Source organism: Streptomyces sp. NPDC060027 (assembly GCF_042737005.1).
Classification (GTDB): domain Bacteria; phylum Actinomycetota; class Actinomycetes; order Streptomycetales; family Streptomycetaceae; genus Streptomyces.
The window spans coordinates 1-17,215 of sequence record NZ_JBHWVI010000043.1; the positions used below are offsets into that span (position 1 = coordinate 1).

A 17,215-nucleotide genomic window follows, 5' to 3' on the forward strand; every position below is an offset into this window, starting at 1 on the left:
GCGCGCCGAAGTGGACCCGGTTGCTGCCGCACGTGGTGACGAGCGCGGCCGTCACAAACGTCTCGTCATCGATCCGGTCCACGTCGTCCAGCTCCTCGGCGAGGGTCGGCCGAGGCCGGGCGGGGAGCAGGAAGTCGGCCTGTGAGGAACGCCAGAGGAACTCCGCCTCCCGCAACCGCTCGGCCAACTCCGGCCGCAGCCCGGCCCAGACATCCCCGGCCCAGTCGGCGAGTTGCGGATGATGCCCGGGTTCGGCCAGCACGTGCAGCATCGCGGTCAGCTCGGCCAGCGGGGAGGCGGCGAACCGCAGTTGCTCGGACGGCAGGCCGCTGATGTCGATCCTCAAGGTCACCCCTCATCATCACCGACCGGAGGACCGTCGACTCCGTCGGTTGACGGAGTCCGTCAACCGACGTGGCCTGTCCGGCGGTTGAACGCACCTTGGGCGCCATGGCAACCACCACCAAGATCCGGCCCCGCGCCCTCGTCCGTGCCTCCGGAGGCCCCCGCTACGCCGTCGCCCTCGTCGTGGACGCGCTCGGCACCGGCCTGCTGCGCCCCTTTCTGCTGCTCTACGGACTGACGGTGGTGAGGCTGTCCGCGCCGGTCACCGGCATCGCCATGACGGTCGGCATCGTGGTGGGTCTGGGGTGCATGCCCGCGGTGGGCCGATGGCTGGACCGGGGCGCACGCAGCACGGTCGTGGCAGCGTCGATGCTCGTACGGGTGCTGGGAGTTGCGCTGCTGCTGGCCACCCCGACCGGGCACGTCCGGATGTTCGCGACGGCTGCGCTCTTCCTCGGCATCGGCAACCAGGCCTGGCCGGCCGCCCACGCGGCTCTCGTCGCCACGATCGCCCACGGCCGGGAACGCGACGCCGCTCTCGCTGCGGGCCGCGCCCTGCGCAACGCCGGGCTGGGCGCGGGCGCGCTCCTCGCCACCGCCTGTCTCGCGGGCGGCACCTCCGCGTTGCAGGCGCTGGCAGCCGTCACCGGGCTCGCCTATCTCACTGCGGCGACCTTGGCATGGTCGGTCCACCTGCACGCGGATCCGGGCGTGGCCCCGGCCAAGGACAGGGACGACGGGCCCGCACCCCGGATGCGTGCGCTGCTGGCCGCCAACGTGGTCTACGTGTTCTGCCTCAACGTCCCCGAGATCGCGCTCCCTCTGGTCCTGGTCACCCAGCTGCACGCATCCCCGGTGTGGTCGGCAGCCGTCTTCGTGGCCAACACGGTACTGGTGGTCACCTTGCAGGTTCCGGTCACCGTCCTGATGTTCCGCTTCACCCGGCGCACCGCGCTGGCCCTCGCCGGAGTGGTCCTCACCGCGTCCTACCTCGGCTTCCTCGTGGCCACCTCCCTGGGCCACGGCTGGGGTGCCCCGGCCGTCGCCATGGTGTCCGTGGTCTGCACCATCGGCGAGATCATCTATGCCGGCAGCGCCACCGCGCTCGTCACCGACCTCGCCCCGGCCCATGCCGTGGGACGCGCCCTCGCCCGCTTCGAGCTCTCCACCGGCTTCGGCCTCGCCATCTCCCCGGCGGTCATCACCGCTCTCGCACCCCGCGGCTCGGCCGCCCTCTGGGGAAGCCTCGCCGCCGCGACGCTCCTCTCCGCCTCCGCCGTTGTCATCGAGAAGGATCGAGGCACGCGGCCCGGCGGTTCGCTGCCGCCGGGCGCGAGCCGCGACCCTCAGCCGTAGATGGTGACTGGAGGGTGGGTCGCGGCGGCTACTGCCGTACTGCCAGGCGTAGTTGGCGGGAGTGCCCAGGTCCTGGCGGTTCCGTACGTGGTCTTGTGTCGCGTGGATCGAGGCAGGCCGGCTGCCCTGCTGCGCGACCGACGGCCCTCGCCGGGCCGGGTTTTCGGGTGAGGGCCTGAAATCAATTCGACCCCGCGTGCCTCGCCCGGTACGGTCACGAGCTGTTCTACCTGCGGGAGCCCATGAGATGTGTGTGCGGCCACCCCGGCAGTCCCCACGCTGAGAGTAGGTTTCGTCCATGGCATGCCGTATCAGTGAGATCGTGCTCAAGTGCCACGACCCTGAGGTACTGGCGCGGTTCTGGTGCGAGGTCCTGGACTTCGTAGAGCTCGATCGCGAAGCGGAGGGCTGCATCGAGATCGGCCCGCGCGAAGGGTTCGGCGGCCCGCAGCCGACGATCTTCCTCATCCGCGACGACGAGCCCGAGAACGGGCATGCCCGGCTGCACATCGACGTCAACCCCACCGACCGCGATCAGGACGCCGAGCTCGAGCGCCTCCTGGCCGCCGGGGCCAAACTCGTCGACATCGGTCAGCCTGCGGAGGCGTCCTGGAACGTCCTCGCCGATCCGGAAGGCAACGAGTTCTGCCTGCTCAAGCGGCGCCTCGACCCGCTCTGACCGCCCTCGCCCGAACGATCGACGCAGCTGCTCCCTGGCGCTCGCCCGCGGGCGCTTCAGGTTCCGGCGGACTTCTGTTCATCGTGTTCGGGCTCGTACTCGTCGCTGTCGGCTTCGTCTGGAGGGGCTTGGGTTCCCGAGAGCCCCAAATGGCTGTGAGTGGGGGAGTGCTGGGCCATAGGCTCGCGCAATGCCGCTTCGCCAGTACGCCTACTTCGCCTTGACCAGCCATCGCACGAGCGCCCAGGAGATCACCGCGTGGCTGGGCATCGAGCCCGACGAGACGACAGTGCGGGGAAGCCGCAGCGCTGAGTCTCCGACCGTTCCGGTCGCTCATCGATGGAAGATCGTGTGTCGTGATCCCGGCCTGCGGGTCGACGAGCAGATCGCGCGCATCCTGGAAAGGCTCCGGCCGCGTAGGGATCGCATCGCCGAAGTCGCGGCGAGGCTGGCAGCCGAGGACGAGGAAGGCAGCGCTGCCGTGCTGCACGTCGTGCGCTACTTCGACGACCAGGACACTCCTGACGCGGATGCGCCGGACCGGCCCGATCTGTTCGGCTGGCACCTGGACCGGGACGCGTTGAGCTTCCTCACCGTCACCGGCGCCGCGTTGGACATCGACGAGTACGACATGAGCGCCGATTGAGGGCGACCTAAGGCTGTGACCGCATAGGTTCGCCGAGTTGGTGCTCGTGGCGGTTGGGCGAGAGGCCGGCCCCGCCTGCTCAGCAGTGACGACGAGGACTTCGTCATCCAGACGGCCACCACCCGACCCGGCTATCTCGGCCGGCCCTTCACCCGCTGGCTACCCCAACCACACCGTGTAGATACAGGCGTTGCACGCCGCTTCGTGGGGCGCAGCGGTCGGCTACTCGCCGGTGGCGCCATCGATGGCCTCGCGGAGGAGATCCGCATGGCCGACGTGGCGGGCGTACTCCTCGATCACGTGCTCAAGGACGAACCGCACATCGGTGTCACCGAACTCCGAATTCGGCACGATGCGCGCGAGGTCGACGGTCACCTTCGCGAATACCTGCCGCGACTCCTCGCACGCCTTTCGGTAGTCCTCGTAGACGTCCCTGGCCGGCGTAGCGTCCGACTCGTCGTACCACTCGCCACCGTCAGCGGTGGCGTAGGTCCTATAGGGGAAGAAGCGAGGCGTCGTGCCGGCCAACGTCCGCTGGAACCAGGCACGCTCAACCCCCTGCAGATGGCGCATGAGACCCAGCAGGGTCAACGCCGACGACCTCACAGGACGTAGCCGCAGTTGTGCATCCGAGAGGCCCTCGCACTTCCACAAGAAGGTCGCTCGGTGGTAATCGAGATTCGAGGCGATCACCTCCAGCCACGGGCCCGATACTGCGCGCTCAGGCCGGACGATCTTCTGGACCACAATGTCGCTCACGCTGGAGTCTCCTTACCGGTCATCAAGCTTGGTCGAGTTCGTAGGTGCCCACGATCCGAGGACTGAGCGGCGCCTCTACTGGCACCGCACGAGCACGTCCGTCCAAGAAGACCTGTCTTCGGATCGGAACTCATCGCTCGATGCCGCAAACGGGAGTGGCCATCCACGCCTGCGAGTGTCAACGAGTGGTGGTGACGTACTGGTCCGACGACAACGCAAACACCCGCACTGGCCGACCGCAGCTGGGATTGACGGTCTCACGGACCAGATGCATCCCCAGTTTGGTCATGATCCGTTCGGAGGCGTCGTTGCCCACCTGAGTGATGCTGACGATCCGTTCCAGCCCTCGCTCTTCGAACCCGAACCGTACAGCGGCCGCAGCGGCCTCGGTGGCCAGGCCCTTCCCCCAGTGGGAACGTCCCAGCCGCCAGCCGACCTCAACCGCCGGCAGTACCTCCGGCAAGAAGTGGGGCACCGAAAGGCCGGTGAACCCGGCCAGTTCGCCAGTGGACCGGATCTCCACGGCGAACAGGCCGAAACCCTGTGACTCCCACTCGCTCTCCCATGCCTGGACCCCGCCGCGAGTCTGCTGTTCGTCACGGACGCTGCCGTCACGGATCCACCGCATGACCTCGGGGTCGGCATTGACGGCAGCCATGGGCGCAATGTCTTCCTCGCGCCAGCGACGCAGGATCAATCGGGGAGTCTCCAGCGTGACCATCCCATCATTCTGGATCACAAATGGGCTCTCCACCATCCTCACCAGGCACCTTCGACACACGCCCTGGGACTGTCCCGTATCGGCAGTGTCCCCTCTCGGCGGAGTTCAGTTGATCTCACTGAACCTCGACCTGGAGAGCAGGCGAGCGCTGGGCGGCGAAACCAGGTCGACGGCGGTAACCGCGGTACCCGATCATGCTCTTATGCCGCTGAGAGACACCCTTTCCCAAGTCGATGCGGACCTGGCCGCCGGCCGGGTTCCCGTCGCGCGCCAGCGCCTGCGCGGACTGGTGTCGTCCTTTCCGGACGATCTGATGCTTCGTCGTCGGCTGGCCGAGGTGTACCGACTCTATGGAGAGCCTGCCGAAGCGGGCCGTTGGATGTACCTCGACAAGGACCGGGACGCATCCGAGACCTCGGCCTTCGAGGCGAGATACCGCACCGCTCCGCAGCGCATGAGGGCCCTTGCCTGGCACGGCCCCGAGTCGCTTGCCCAATCTGCCTTTGCCAGACAGCAACTGGCAGCGATACGAGCAGCCTGCTCCGATGCCCTGGGGCACCCCGTCGACTGGGACACGGTGCCGTCCAGCCGGGAGACAGACAACAGGGGCAGCACCTTCGCCGGTTTCCTGGCGGCGACCGGATGTCTGGTGGCTGTCCTCGCGTTCCTCGCGATCTGGGTGATCGGGCTCGTTGCCCTCTTTGATTGACTCGAAGCGCCGGGGACCGTGAAGGCGCCGCTCGAGCGCCGCGGCGCGAGGGCAGCCCGGTGTCAGTGGCGGGTGGGAAACTGCGAGACATGATCGAATCGAATGCGAAAGCGGACCTTCTCCGGTACCTGCAGGACGCTCGCGATGCCTTGCTGTGGAAGCTGGAGGGTCTCTCCGAGTACGACATCCGTCGCCCTTTCACGCCGACCGGCACCAATCTGCTGGGGCTGGTCAAGCATGTGACGGGGGTGGAGTTGGCGTACTTCGGCGACACGTTCGGGCGGCCGTATTTCGACGCGGAGCCTCCGCCGTGGTGGTACACGGAGGATGCCGATTCCAACGCGGACATGTGGGCCACCGCGGAAGAGTCGCGTGAGCAGATCGTGGGCCTGTACCGGCAGGCGTGGGAGCACTCCAACAGCACGATGGAGACGCTGGCCCTGGATACGATCGGCCACGTTCCGTGGTGGCCCGAGGAACGACGGGAGGTGACCCTGCATCACGTCGTCGTTCGCGTGATCGGCGATACTCACCGGCACGCAGGCCACGCCGACGTCCTGCGCGAGCTCATGGACGGGTCCGTCGGATGGTTGCCGGGCAAGGAGAATGTGGCGCCCGGCGATGAGGAATGGTGGAAGGAGTACCGGAACCGATTGGAACAGGTCGCACGAGAGGCCGGCAACGGCTGAACCCGCCGGTCCGCAGCACACACATCACGCCGGTGAGCGCCGCCCGGTCGGGAACACGCGACCCCATGGACCCCCGGCTCCGCGCGAAACGATCAGTAAGCCCGCCCGTGTGCGCGAGCGTTGGCCTGCCCAGTCAACGTGTCCTGGGCTTCCCGCACCACGGTGCTTCCCGGTGACACGCCCTCGCCGCGGCGGGCAGTCCGCGCGCTGGGCAGGGAGCGAGGTACCCCGAGACCGGGCGTATTCATCCGCGTGATCCGCTCCCAGGTGCGCGAGCCCCGCAACCGGGCGGTCGTCCCGATGGGCCAGGTCCGCAAAGGGATGCGGCGTGGTCCTCGGGTCGGCCACCTCAGCAGCGATGCACGGGAGCGCAAAAAATTGCGCTACTTGCGCTCGCTTGCATCGCAGGGCGCAAGGCCTGGAACGATGAGCTCGGGAGGTGAGGCCGGGCGATGGCGGCGCGGGCGAAGCGTACCTCTGGAGGGGGGGCGAGAGGCTTTCGCTAGGCGGGATAAGGAGATTGCGTCCGGGGGAGCGGGGCTCCCGCGGCGTCCCGTCCGCTTCTGCCGGCCCTTCGGGCCTCGCGCATCGCCGGTTCGTCGGTCTGGAGGCTGCGCGCGCTCCGTCTTCACCGCTGGGGCGCGGGTGTTGATGGTGAAACTTGTGCCGTACTGACCGTAGACGGACTCGCATCACTCTGCAATATTGCGATGAAACAACGCAAGAAGCTGCGCATGATCCTCTCTCGCGATCGTGCAGGGCTGTACAGGCAGCTCCTGCCGCTCTGTCGTACCGCGCCACCGCTCTGCCCAGGAACGAGCCGACCTCGCCGCCCCCTCCGGCGCGCGAACCTCCGCAGGGAGTGACCCCGCATGATTCGACACAAGCGGAGATCCTGGAGACGGCGCGCAGCGACCGCTGCGCTCGCCTCCGCCGTCATGGTTCTGGGGGTGCCCGCCATCGGCGCCCACGCGGCCGGCGGTCCCGACGCCGCCGCGGACGCTGCGACCAAGGCCGGCAGCGCCCGTGGCGGACACCCGGCCGCCAAGGTCACCGACGGCGACGCCGACACCTACTGGCAGGCCGGAAAGAAGTCGGCCCAGTGGGTGCAGACCGACCTCGGGCGGACCCTGCGCGTCCGCCAGGTCGTGCTGCGCCTTCCCCAGGACTGGCAGACCCGCAAGCAGACGCTGGCACTGCAGGGCAGCGCCGACGGCAAGAGCTTCGTCACGCTCAAGTCGTCGGCGCAGTACGTGTTCAGCCCCGGCAACGGCAACACGGTGAACGTCTCCTTCCCCGCGACCCTCGCCCGGTACGTACGGGCCGACTTCAGCAAGAACTCGGTCGCCGCCACCGCTCAGCTCGCCGAGATGCAGGTCCTGACGACCGCCGCGTCGACCCCCAACCTCGCCCAGGGCAAGCCCTTCAGCGAAAGTGGGCACGCCGACGTGTACGGCGCTGCCAACGCGGGTGACGGCAACCGGGCCACCTACTGGGAGAGCAAGAACAACGCGTTCCCGCAGTGGATCCAGGTCGATCTGGGATCATCGGTCAAGGTCAACCAGGTGGCGCTGCGACTGCCCGGTGGATGGCCGAGCCGCAGCCAGACGCTCAAGATCCAGGGCTCCACCGACAACCAGAACTTCACGGACCTGACGGCCTCGAAGGCGTACACCTTCGACAGCGGCAACGACCAGTCGGCGACCATCAGCTTCGACACCACCACGACGCGTTACGTGCGTGCGCTGATCACCGCCAACACCGGTTGGCCCGCCGGGCAGTTGTCCGAGCTCGAGGTCTACGGACCGGCGAGCGGCGACACCCAGGCGCCCACCGCGCCGTCGAACCTGGCCTACACCGAGCCGGGCACCGGGCAGATCAAGCTGACCTGGAACGCGGCGAGCGACGACACGGCCGTCACCGGGTACGACGTCTACGCCAACGGCCAACTGCGGGCGAGCGTCGCCGGGAACGTGCTGACCTATACCGACACGCAGCCGGCCGGCAGCGACATCACGTACTTCGTACGGGCCAAGGACGCCGCGGGGAACGTCTCCTCCAACAGCAACAGCGTCACCCGGCAGGGCTCGGGCGGAGACACCCAGGCCCCCACGGCGCCCGGCAACCTCGCCTACACGCAGTCCGGCAGCGACGTGAAGCTCACCTGGCAGGCTTCGAGCGACAACGTGAAGGTCACCGGCTACGACGTCTACGGAAACGACCAGCTCGTCAAGTCCGTGGCGGGTGACGTCACGACGTACACCGACACCCCGTCGCCCGCGACCACGGTCACCTACTCCGTGAAGGCGAAGGACGCGGCCGGGAACGTGTCCACGGCGAGCAACAGCGTCACCCGGCCCGGCTCACCGACCGGTCCCGGCTCCAACCTCGCCCAGGGCAAGCCCATCGAGGCGTCCTCGTCCACCTTCACTTTCGTCGCGACCAACGCGAACGACGGTCTGACCAGCACCTATTGGGAGAGTGCGGGCGGTGCCTACCCGGCCACCCTCACCACCAAGCTGGGTGCGAACGCCGATCTGAGCCAGGTTGTCGTCAAGCTCAATCCGGACGCCGCCTGGTCGACGCGCACGCAGAACATCCAGGTACTCGGCCGTGACCAGGACGCCACGGCCTTCACCGGCCTCGCCGCGGCGAAGGACTACACCTTCTCGCCCGGCAGCGGCAACACCGTGACCATCCCGGTCTCCGGTTCCGCTGCCGACATCCAGCTCAAGTTCACCGCCAACTCCGGTGCTCCGGGCGGGCAGGTCGCCGAGTTCCAGGTGATCGGCACCCCGGCCGCCAACCCGGACCTCAAGGTCACCGGCATCACGAACACGCCCGCCGCCCCGGTCGAGTCGGACGCCATCAGCCTCACCGCGACCGTCACCAACAGCGGCAGCAAGGCGGCCAAGGCCACCGACCTGAACTTCACGCTCGGCGGGACGAAGGCTGCCACGGCGGACGTCCCGGCCCTCGCGGCCGGTGAGTCGAAGACGGTCAGCGCAGGCATCGGGACCCGCGACGCGGGCAGTTACCCGGTCGGTGCCGAAGTGGATCCGTCGAACAAGGTCATCGAGCAGAACGAGGCGAACAACGCCTTCACCCGCTCCGACGCTCTCGTCGTCAAGCCCGTCTCCAGCTCCGACCTGATCGCCGCACCGGTCTCCTGGACTCCCACCAGCGCCTCCGCCGGTGACGACGTCAAGTTCACCGTCGCGATCAAGAACCAGGGATCGAGCGCCTCGGCGTCCGGTGCCCACGGCGTCACGCTGACGCTCCAGGACTCCAAGGGCGCCACAGTCAGAACGCTGTCCGGCTCCTACAGCGGCGCCATCGCGGCGGGTCAGACCACCGCTCCCGTCAGCCTCGGTTCGTGGACTGCCGTCAGCGGCAAGTACACCGTCAAGACCGTCCTCGCCGACGACGCCAACGAACTCCCGGTCAAGCGGGCCAACAACACCACCACCCAGGCCCTGTTCGTCGGCCGCGGCGCGGACATGCCGTACGACATGTACGAGGCCGAGGACGGCACCGTCGGAGGCGGCGCCAAGGTCGTCGGCCCGAACCGGACCATCGGCGACGTCGCCGGTGAGGCGAGCGGCCGCAAGGCGGTGACTCTCACCGGAACCGGTCAGTACGTGGAGTGGACGACCCGGGCGGCGACCAACAGTCTGGTGACCCGCTTCTCGATCCCGGACGGCACCGACACCACGCTCGACGTCTACGTGGACGGCCAGTTCCTCAAGGCGATCGACCTCACCTCGAAGTACGCCTGGCTCTACGGCAACGAGACCGCGCCCGGCAACTCGCCCGGCTCCGGTGCCCCGCGCCACATCTACGACGAGGCGAACCTGCTGCTCGGCAAGACCGTTCAGGCCGGTTCGAAGATCCGGCTCCAGAAGGACGCCGCCAACAGCTCCACCTACGCCATCGACTTCGTCAACACCGAGCAGGCCACGGCAGCCCCGAACCCGGACCCGGCCGCGTACACGGTCCCGACCGGCTTCACGCACCAGGACGTGCAGAACGCGCTCGACAAGGTCCGCATGGACACGACGGGCAAGCTCGTCGGCGTCTACCTGCCCGCAGGCGACTACGAGACCTCCAGCAAGTTCCAGGTGTACGGCAAGGCGGTCAAGGTCGTCGGAGCCGGGCCGTGGTTCACCCGCTTCCGTGCCCCCGCTTCGCAGGAGAACACCGACGTCGGCTTCCGGGCCGAGGCCGGCGCCAAGGGCTCGACCTTCGGCGGCTTCGCCTACTTCGGCAACTACACGTCCCGGATCGACGGCCCGGGCAAGGTGTTCGACTTCTCCAACGTCTCCGACATCACCATCGACGACGTCTGGGTCGAGCACATGGTCTGCCTCTACTGGGGCGCCAACACCGACAGCATGACCATCAAGAACACCCGCATCCGGGACACGTTCGCCGACGGCATCAACATGACGAACGGATCCACGGACAACCACGTGGTCAACAACGACGCCCGCGCCACGGGCGACGACAGCTTCGCTCTCTTCTCGGCGATCGACGCCGGCGGCGCCGACGAGAAGAACAACCTCTACGAGAACCTGACGTCGACGCTCACCTGGAGAGCGGCCGGAATCGCCGTCTACGGCGGCTACAACAACACCTTCCGCAACATCCGCGTCGCCGACACCCTGGTCTACTCCGGCATCACGATCTCCTCGCTGGACTTCGGCTACCCGATGAACGGCTTCGGGACCGAGCCCACGACGATCGAGAACGTCTCCCTGGAAAGGACGGGCGGCCACTTCTGGGGCTCGCAGGTCTTCCCCGCCATCTGGGCGTTCTCCGCCTCCAAGGTCTTCCAGGGCATCCGGGTCAACGACGTGGACATCGACGACTCCACCTACGGAGGCGTCATGTTCCAGACCAACTACTCCGGTGGCCTAGCCCAGTTCCCGGTGAAGGACACGATCTTCACCGACATCTCGATCACCAACTCCAAGAAGAGCGGAGACACCTTCGACGCCAAGTCCGGATTCGGCGTCTGGGCGAACGAACTCCCGGAGCCCGGCCAGGGCCCGGCCGTCGGTGAAGCCACCTTCCGCAACCTGCGGATGAGCGGCAACGCCGAGGACATCCGCAACAGGACCAGCACCTTCAAGATCAATATCGAGTAGGTTCCGAACGGCACTGACAGTACGGGGCCGCCCTCCACAAGGGCGGCCCCGCGCTGTTGGGTCCGGGATCGAGACAGACCCTCCGGAGTTCTATCAGCGTCGGTTGAGCGAACGTGTGACGCCGGTGACGATCGTCGTCGCGAGGATCCACCCCGAGGCGGTCAGCAGATAGCCGATCCACTGAGTGCCCGGCGTGGGGGTGAACGCCGTACCTTGTCCGAGCCCGATGACGGGGAGCAGAACGTCGAGGGTGAAGATCACGGGATGGAAGGCCTCGGTACCACCGGAGTCGGCTCGGGTGGGCCGCTGGACGGTGAAGACGACAGAGCCGAGCACCAGCAGGGCCAACAGCCAGAGCGCCGCGCGCATCGGTCGATAGCCGTAGCCGACTGTGATGTCCTGAATGACTCCCCAGACCCGTGCCGGCCGTGGGAGGGTCTTGCGGCGGAGACGTTCCTTGAGCAGCGAAACCGTGCGGGCCTCGTCTTCGTGGCCCAACGAGCGGTAGGTCAGGGCCAGTTGTTCGAAGGGCTGCGGGGAGTACCCCGAGCCGTCGCGGAGCAGCCAACGGACGCGCTGCCCCGGGGGCAGCGGGTTCTCGAACCGGTCGTAGCGAAGACCGTCGAGCTTCAACTCGTCCGGCCAGCTCTCCAGTCCGTCGCGGATGATTCCCAGCACCGCGTGACGGAGGTCGACGACGCCCTGTGGCCGGTGCGCCATCCGCAGATCCACCTCTTCGGCCTGGGCGTGCGGCAGGGCGAGCGCGACGCGGCCGGGAGCCATGATCCGCGCCTCGTTCAGGGTGATCCGGCCACTGACCCTGGCTCCAGCAAGCTCGATGCTCCCTTCCGCCGCGAATCCGCTGTTGAGGTGCAGGCTCGTGCCGACCTCCAGGTGGTATCCGTACAGCGCCTTCCCGTCCGGGTTGCTCAGCCGCGCGCCCCAGAAGCGAACCACTCCCATGACTTTGGCGCCCCCGAAGTCGATCTGGCCCATCGTCTTGATCCGGTCGCACAGCACATCGCCCTCGACACGCGTCTGCGCGACCATCAGCGCCACATTTCCAGGGTTCGACAATCGAGCGTCACTCAGGTCGAGGTCACCACCGACGTGAGCGCCGCGCAGCGACACCTCACCCTCAGCGCTGAATCCGTGGCGCATCCGTATGTGGTCGTCGACCTGGAGCCGGTTGGCAGCCAGGGAGGGACCGTCGGAGTTGGTCAGCACGCTTCCATCGAGATCGAGGACGCCGGTGATGTGCGTTCCATCCAGCATCAGCAAGCCGTCCAGCTGAGAACGATGCACTCGGAGAGTGCCGTCGACAGACGCATTGGCGGCGTAGAAGCGGACAAGGCGGCAGTGCTTCAGACTGAACTGCCGCGTGCGTGCGCTGTACAGGGTGATCCGGCCTCGGAAGTCGCAGCCATCCATGGTGACGCGGTACGGGATCTCCGCATAGTCGAGTTCCAGTGGTCCGTCGATACGTGCGCCGGCAAGGCGTAACGCTGGGACATGGCCCGGTTCGGCGCTACCGCCGTCGAGCAGCAACCACGTGAGGGCGGCGCCCCTGACCACACGCTCGGGCCCCCATCCGTCGCTGCCGGCCGGGTCGTCCGCTACCGGATCACCGCTGCGCAGGTCCAGCCTCTCGCCACGAGAGAACGCATCCCGAACCCGTAATTCCACCGGAGTCAGATCCTCTGCCCGCACTCCTGCCTCCCCCTGGCCGCGTCGCCGGGAAGGCTACCCGGGTGGTGTCCGGCCTACTGATCCCCTCGGAGTGCTGTCGGGCCGGTTCACTCAAGACCGAAGGGAGTTCCCGTTGCCGAAGGTCCAAGCCTCGATGTCGCGGTAGTGGATCGGCCCGGGGCTGCGGCCGATGTTGCTGCCGACCAGATGCAGACGTTCGGCGGCCCATCGGCGGCCGGTGAATGCAGCGAACCCCTGGGCGATCTCTCCTGCCGAGGACCGGTCTCCTCGGCGGGCACGGGCCAACGTCAGATGGGGGCGAAGCGGCCGGTCCTCGAAGGCGATCCCGCAGCTTCTGACGACGGTACGCACGTCGGCTGCGAGCCCGTGCAGCTCGTCGAGGTCTCCGTCGATGCCGCTCCACAGCACGCGGTCGTCGAAGGTACCGCTGCCGCGTAGTGACAAGGAGAGCGGTCGGTCGTCCGCTGCGAGGGCGGCGAGAGGCGGTCGCAGGAGCGGAACCGTCTCGACCGGCAGCTCTCCCAGGAACGCCAGGGTGATGTGCCAGTCCTCCATGCGGTTCCACCGCATGTCAGGGAAGGTGTCGTAAGCGGGGCGCAGCTGCCGGGCCAGTTCCTCTTTGGCGTGGTCAGGTGGGGCGAGGGCGATGAACACGCGCACGGACGTGGGCAGGGTCTGATCGTTCACACGAGACTTCGTACCGCACCTGGGCAGCCGATGCGAAAGCCGAAGTGCTGCCGGAGAGCTGTTCGAGGGGCGCGAGGCCGAGGCGGCCACGTCTGTCCGGCGGCGAGAATGCGAGCGGTCGAATCGGCATGACCGGCATGACCGGCAGGCGAGGGAGGCGGGTCGAGCATGCCCGCCTGCGCGAGGTCGCGCCGCGCGGGTCGAGGTGGTCGTGCCCTCGCCGCGCAGGTTGCTTGCGCTCACGAGCCCGGGCTCTGGTCCGCACCCGCCCGACGAGGTGGACCCAGGTCACTGGTCGGTGATCAGCACGTCCCAGGACCGGGGGCGGGTGAGCGCCTGCCACTCGTCCCGGAGCAGGGCCAGCACCGCGACGTCGTACCGGCGGCCCCGGTGCAGGCAGGCGGAGCGGCGCACTCCCTCCTGGACGAACCCGGCCCTGGCCAGGACGCCGAGAGCTCCGCCATTGGTGGTGTGAGTGACCGCCTGGACGCGGTGCATGGGTAGTTCACCGAAGGCGAGGTCGACCAGTGCGTCGACGGCGTCCGTCCCGTAGCCCTTGCCCCGGTGGTCGGGGTCCAGCATCAGCATGATCTCGGCTGTGCCGTCGACCATGTCCTGGTCCGTCAGGGCGATGTGGCCGATCGGCGTGCCGTCTGGAAGCAGGACGAGGAAGTCGTCGCGGTCGTGCTCGTCACGGTCACGCTCGATGCGCTCGCGCACGGCGGAGAGGGAACGCGGCCACATGCCGATCTCGTGGGCGGCCACGGGGTCCGAACGCCAGACCTGGATCAGCTCCGCGTCGTCGACGTCGAGCGGCGCGAAGGCGACGCCCTTGCCCCGCCAGCAAACCTCCCGAGGCGATTCCGCGTCCCCGTCCTCCAGTTGCTCCCCGGTAAGGCGCGCGTCCACAGCCCCTGCCCCGTCTTCGATCATGGACGAAGGCTATCGACCACCGGGACCGGTGGACCACTCAATAGGAGTACCGCCTCTCATGGGGCTGCGGCGGCGTGCGTCGACGTACCGGCTACGACGATGACCGGAACGGACAGCACGCGCATGCCTGGTATGGGCCACGGGCCACTTCTCGCTCGCCGATTCCGTGATACACACTGCACGTTGACACGCAGACGAGGTGGGGGAGCCGGTCGTGCGACAGGATCTGACGGTCAATCTCGTGGCCTCGCTGCTGGCGTTCGCCGTGGGCTGGCTCGGCCGCGCTCTGGTGCACTACTACCGGACCAGGATGCCGGCAGGGCGTGTGTGGCGGCTGGACCGCGACCGGCGCGTGGTGATGGTCGTCGGAGAGTCGGGCGGAGCATCGTCCGCCTATCCGAAGATCCCTGAGACTGATGCTCTGGCGGCCATGAACCTGCGTCAGTTCCTCTCCCAGGATCTGCGGTTGCACGAGGCGGCGACGGTCAGGGCCAGGGCCTTCGCCATGGCGTCGGATGCCGAGGAGAACCTGGTGGTGATCGGCGGGCCGGCGCACAACAGCGTCTGGCAGTTGATGGCCGACCGGCTCGACGCGCCCTTCGAGTTCCGGCAGTTTCCCGAGGAATATCGCATTGTCGGCGTGGAGAGTGGCGAGGAGTACGGCGAGTCGGACGTCGACCGGTCGACGCTCGTGGATCACGCCATCGTCCTGCTGGCCCGTAATCCCTTCGCGGCCGGCAGCCGCCTCGTGATGATCGCGGGGTGCGCTCTACTGGCGACCTCGGGTGCGACCCAACTGTTCGCCCGCGGTGAGATCCGCGCGCTGGCCAAGGCATACGACACGAGGTCGCCTCTGGCGCTCGTCGTTCGCGTGGAGAGTGTCAGCGGCTACGTACGCCCGCCCGTGGTGGTGGCCGCCGCGAACTTCTCCCAGGCCCCCACCGCCCGCACCGCCCCCGCCACACGCTCCTGACGTCCGCGGCGGCGGTGGCCGCGAGCGGTGCCCGGGCGGATTCCGGCCCCGGTTGCTGGGGTGCCGGTGCTCGAGCTCATGGTCGGCGTGGCATGGGTATGAGCCGGAGTTCGCCGCGGACGGCGTTGATGAAGTCCTGTTCGGCTAAATCGCTGGTGCCGCAGCCGACCGCGGTGGATGATCCGCAGGGTCCGGGGCCGCCACGAGCCCTCGCCTCCCGCTGGACAGGAATCCTGATGACCGTTGCCGAGTCCGAGCCGTCCGGGTCCCGGCCCGAAGTCCGCGTCGCGGCCGGGAAGCTCCGGGGCAGCCGGGAGGCAGGTGCGGCGGTCTTCCGCGGCATCCCGTTCGCCGAGCCACCGGTCGGCGCGTCGCGCTTCGCGGCGCCCCGACCGGTTCAGGCCTGGAGCGGGGTGCGCGAGGCCCTCTCGTACGGCCCGCCGCCCCCACAAGGCGGGCATTTCGGCATGGACTCGCTGCAGCGGGACTCGGCGGGCGACGACTGGCTGACGGTCAACGTCTGGTCGCCCGAATCCGACCCGGTCGCGGCGCTGCCCGTGATGGTGTGGATCCACGGCGGTGCCTACGTGATCGGCATGTCCGGCCTCCCCGAGTACGACGGTGGCCGGCTCGCCCGGGACGGTGGGGTCGTCGTGGTGACGTTCAACTACCGTGTGGGCATAGAGGGGTTCGCGCAGATCGACGGGGCGCCTGCCAACCGGGGTCTGCTCGACCAGGTCGCCGCTCTCGAGTGGGTGCGCGACAACATCCGGGCCTTCGGCGGCGACCCCGACCGGGTCACACTGTTCGGGCAGTCGGCGGGTGGCGGATCGGTCGCCGCACTGCTGGCGATGGGCCGCGCGGCCGGACTCTTCCACCGGGCCCTCGTGCAGAGTGCGCCGGGCACGTTCTTCTCGCCGGAGCTTGCCGCGGACATCGCTGCCGCCTGCGCCGCCGAGCTGGGCCTGCGGCCCACGGTGACCGACCTGTCGGGCGTCGCCCCACGCCGACTGTCCGCCGCCGCTGACACGATCGGCGCCACGATGGACCAGCGGGCGCAACGCTGGGGCCGGCCCGCGCACACGATGATCCCGTTCTCGCCCGTCGTCGACGGCGAGGTCCTGGCCGTCACACCGTGGCAGGCCCTGACCGACGGCGCGGGCCGCGACATCGAACTCCTCGTCGGCCACACCCGCGACGAGCAGCGCCTGCTCACCGCGCTCAACGGTCTGCTCGGTGAGGTGAGCGAGGAGCAGGCGGCCCACGCCCTCGATGTCCTGGCACCCCGCCCCGACGGCGCGCGCCGTTACCGCGACGCCTTCCCGTCGGCGGGACCGGACGAGCTGTACGAACTGGTCCATTCCGACTGGCTGTTCCGCATGCCCTCGCTCCATCTCGCCGAAGCCCAGACGGCTGCCGGCGGCCGCGCGCATGTCTACGAGCTGACCTGGCCGGCCCCGGGCATGGGCGGCGTCCTCGGCGCCTGCCACGGCCTCGACGTACCACTCGTCTTCGGCAACCTGGACCGCGGTCAGCCTGCCATGCTGATCGGCGAAACACCCTCCCCGGAGGCAGAGGCCCTGTCCGCTCGGATGCGCGCCGCGTGGACCTCGTTCGCCGCCCACGGCGACCCCGGCTGGCCCGCGTACGACGCCGCTCAGCGCCTCGTGCAGCGCTTCGACACCCAGTCGGCTGTCACCGCCTACCCGGAAGAGCCCTCCCGCCTGATCTGGCAGAGCCACACCTTCCCGGCTCTGCCGCTCATCAGCCGGTAGCGCCGACCACCCCGCCGGCCGCGCGGTGGCGGACATGGGCGGTGGTGAGTCGCAACAGACGGAAAACCGGCGCGAGTCGGGAA

Annotated in this window: 14 protein-coding genes and 1 pseudogene; 9 read left to right on the forward strand and 6 right to left on the reverse strand. The window is 68.5% G+C overall.

The window, feature by feature from the left end; all coding sequences use genetic code 11:
- On the reverse strand, positions 1-352 hold a 352-nt coding region (locus tag ACFWBT_RS13875), incomplete at its 3' end, for a DUF5937 family protein (protein WP_385699368.1).
- Positions 353-450: 98 nt separating this feature from the next.
- On the opposite strand from ACFWBT_RS13875, the gene ACFWBT_RS13880 reads away from it, so the two are divergent.
- The 4 genes and pseudogenes from ACFWBT_RS13880 to ACFWBT_RS13895 all read left to right on the forward strand — a co-directional run.
- Positions 451-1,701: an MFS transporter gene (locus ACFWBT_RS13880; RefSeq protein WP_385699371.1), complete on the forward strand. Its 1,251-nt coding sequence runs from the start codon at positions 451-453 to the stop codon at positions 1,699-1,701.
- A gap of 298 nt (positions 1,702-1,999) precedes the next feature.
- Positions 2,000-2,380, forward strand: a complete 381-nt coding sequence (locus tag ACFWBT_RS13885) for a VOC family protein (protein WP_385699374.1) — start codon at positions 2,000-2,002, stop codon at positions 2,378-2,380.
- Positions 2,381-2,570: 190 nt separating this feature from the next.
- Positions 2,571-3,026 (forward strand): DUF4279 domain-containing protein, encoded by a 456-nt coding sequence (locus ACFWBT_RS13890; protein WP_385699377.1) that lies wholly within the window; start codon positions 2,571-2,573, stop codon positions 3,024-3,026.
- 54 nt (positions 3,027-3,080) lie between these two features.
- Positions 3,081-3,185: pseudogene (locus ACFWBT_RS13895) on the forward strand (IS630 family transposase); the annotation flags it as partial.
- Between the two features lie 63 nt (positions 3,186-3,248).
- Here the strand turns inward: ACFWBT_RS13895 and ACFWBT_RS13900 are convergent.
- Together ACFWBT_RS13900 and ACFWBT_RS13905 are read right to left on the reverse strand one after the other, a co-directional pair.
- Positions 3,249-3,785 carry a DinB family protein gene (locus tag ACFWBT_RS13900; RefSeq protein ID WP_385699381.1) on the reverse strand — a complete coding sequence of 179 codons (537 nt, stop codon included), beginning with the start codon at positions 3,783-3,785 and terminating at the stop codon, positions 3,249-3,251.
- A 178-nt stretch (positions 3,786-3,963) separates the two neighbouring features.
- Positions 3,964-4,506, reverse strand: a complete 543-nt coding sequence (locus ACFWBT_RS13905; RefSeq protein WP_385699383.1) for a GNAT family N-acetyltransferase — start codon at positions 4,504-4,506, stop codon at positions 3,964-3,966.
- Positions 4,507-4,708: 202 nt separating this feature from the next.
- Here ACFWBT_RS13905 and ACFWBT_RS13910 point away from each other — a divergent pair, with 202 nt between their 5' ends.
- The 3 genes from ACFWBT_RS13910 to ACFWBT_RS13920 all read left to right on the forward strand — a co-directional run bounded on the left by ACFWBT_RS13910 (position 4,709) and on the right by ACFWBT_RS13920 (position 11,054).
- Positions 4,709-5,215 carry a DUF6584 family protein gene (locus ACFWBT_RS13910; protein WP_385699470.1) on the forward strand — a complete coding sequence of 169 codons (507 nt, stop codon included), beginning with the start codon at positions 4,709-4,711 and terminating at the stop codon, positions 5,213-5,215.
- A gap of 89 nt (positions 5,216-5,304) precedes the next feature.
- The gene (locus ACFWBT_RS13915) at positions 5,305-5,904 is read left to right on the forward strand and encodes a DinB family protein (protein WP_385699386.1); all 600 of its coding nucleotides are present in this window, start codon (positions 5,305-5,307) and stop codon (positions 5,902-5,904) included.
- A gap of 872 nt (positions 5,905-6,776) precedes the next feature.
- Entirely contained in the window at positions 6,777-11,054 is a 4,278-nt protein-coding gene (locus ACFWBT_RS13920) for a discoidin domain-containing protein (protein ID WP_385699389.1), read from the forward strand.
- Positions 11,055-11,147: 93 nt separating this feature from the next.
- On the opposite strand, the gene ACFWBT_RS13925 is transcribed toward ACFWBT_RS13920, so the two are convergent.
- The 3 genes from ACFWBT_RS13925 to ACFWBT_RS13935 all read right to left on the reverse strand — a co-directional run bounded on the left by ACFWBT_RS13925 (position 11,148) and on the right by ACFWBT_RS13935 (position 14,384).
- A complete protein-coding gene (locus ACFWBT_RS13925; protein ID WP_385699392.1) occupies positions 11,148-12,764 on the reverse strand; it encodes a hypothetical protein in 1,617 nt (538 codons plus the stop codon).
- A 90-nt stretch (positions 12,765-12,854) separates the two neighbouring features.
- Positions 12,855-13,451: an RNA 2',3'-cyclic phosphodiesterase gene (gene thpR, locus ACFWBT_RS13930; protein WP_385699394.1), complete on the reverse strand. Its 597-nt coding sequence runs from the start codon at positions 13,449-13,451 to the stop codon at positions 12,855-12,857.
- A 288-nt stretch (positions 13,452-13,739) separates the two neighbouring features.
- A complete protein-coding gene (locus tag ACFWBT_RS13935; protein ID WP_385699396.1) occupies positions 13,740-14,384 on the reverse strand; it encodes a GNAT family N-acetyltransferase in 645 nt (214 codons plus the stop codon).
- 214 nt (positions 14,385-14,598) lie between these two features.
- On the opposite strand from ACFWBT_RS13935, the gene ACFWBT_RS13940 reads away from it, so the two are divergent.
- Both ACFWBT_RS13940 and ACFWBT_RS13945 read left to right on the forward strand, forming a co-directional pair.
- Complete coding sequence (locus tag ACFWBT_RS13940; protein WP_385699399.1) at positions 14,599-15,357, forward strand: hypothetical protein; 759 nt, start codon at positions 14,599-14,601, stop codon at positions 15,355-15,357.
- A 236-nt stretch (positions 15,358-15,593) separates the two neighbouring features.
- Complete coding sequence (locus ACFWBT_RS13945) at positions 15,594-17,132, forward strand: carboxylesterase/lipase family protein (protein WP_385699401.1); 1,539 nt, start codon at positions 15,594-15,596, stop codon at positions 17,130-17,132.
- Positions 17,133-17,215 lie beyond the last annotated feature (83 nt).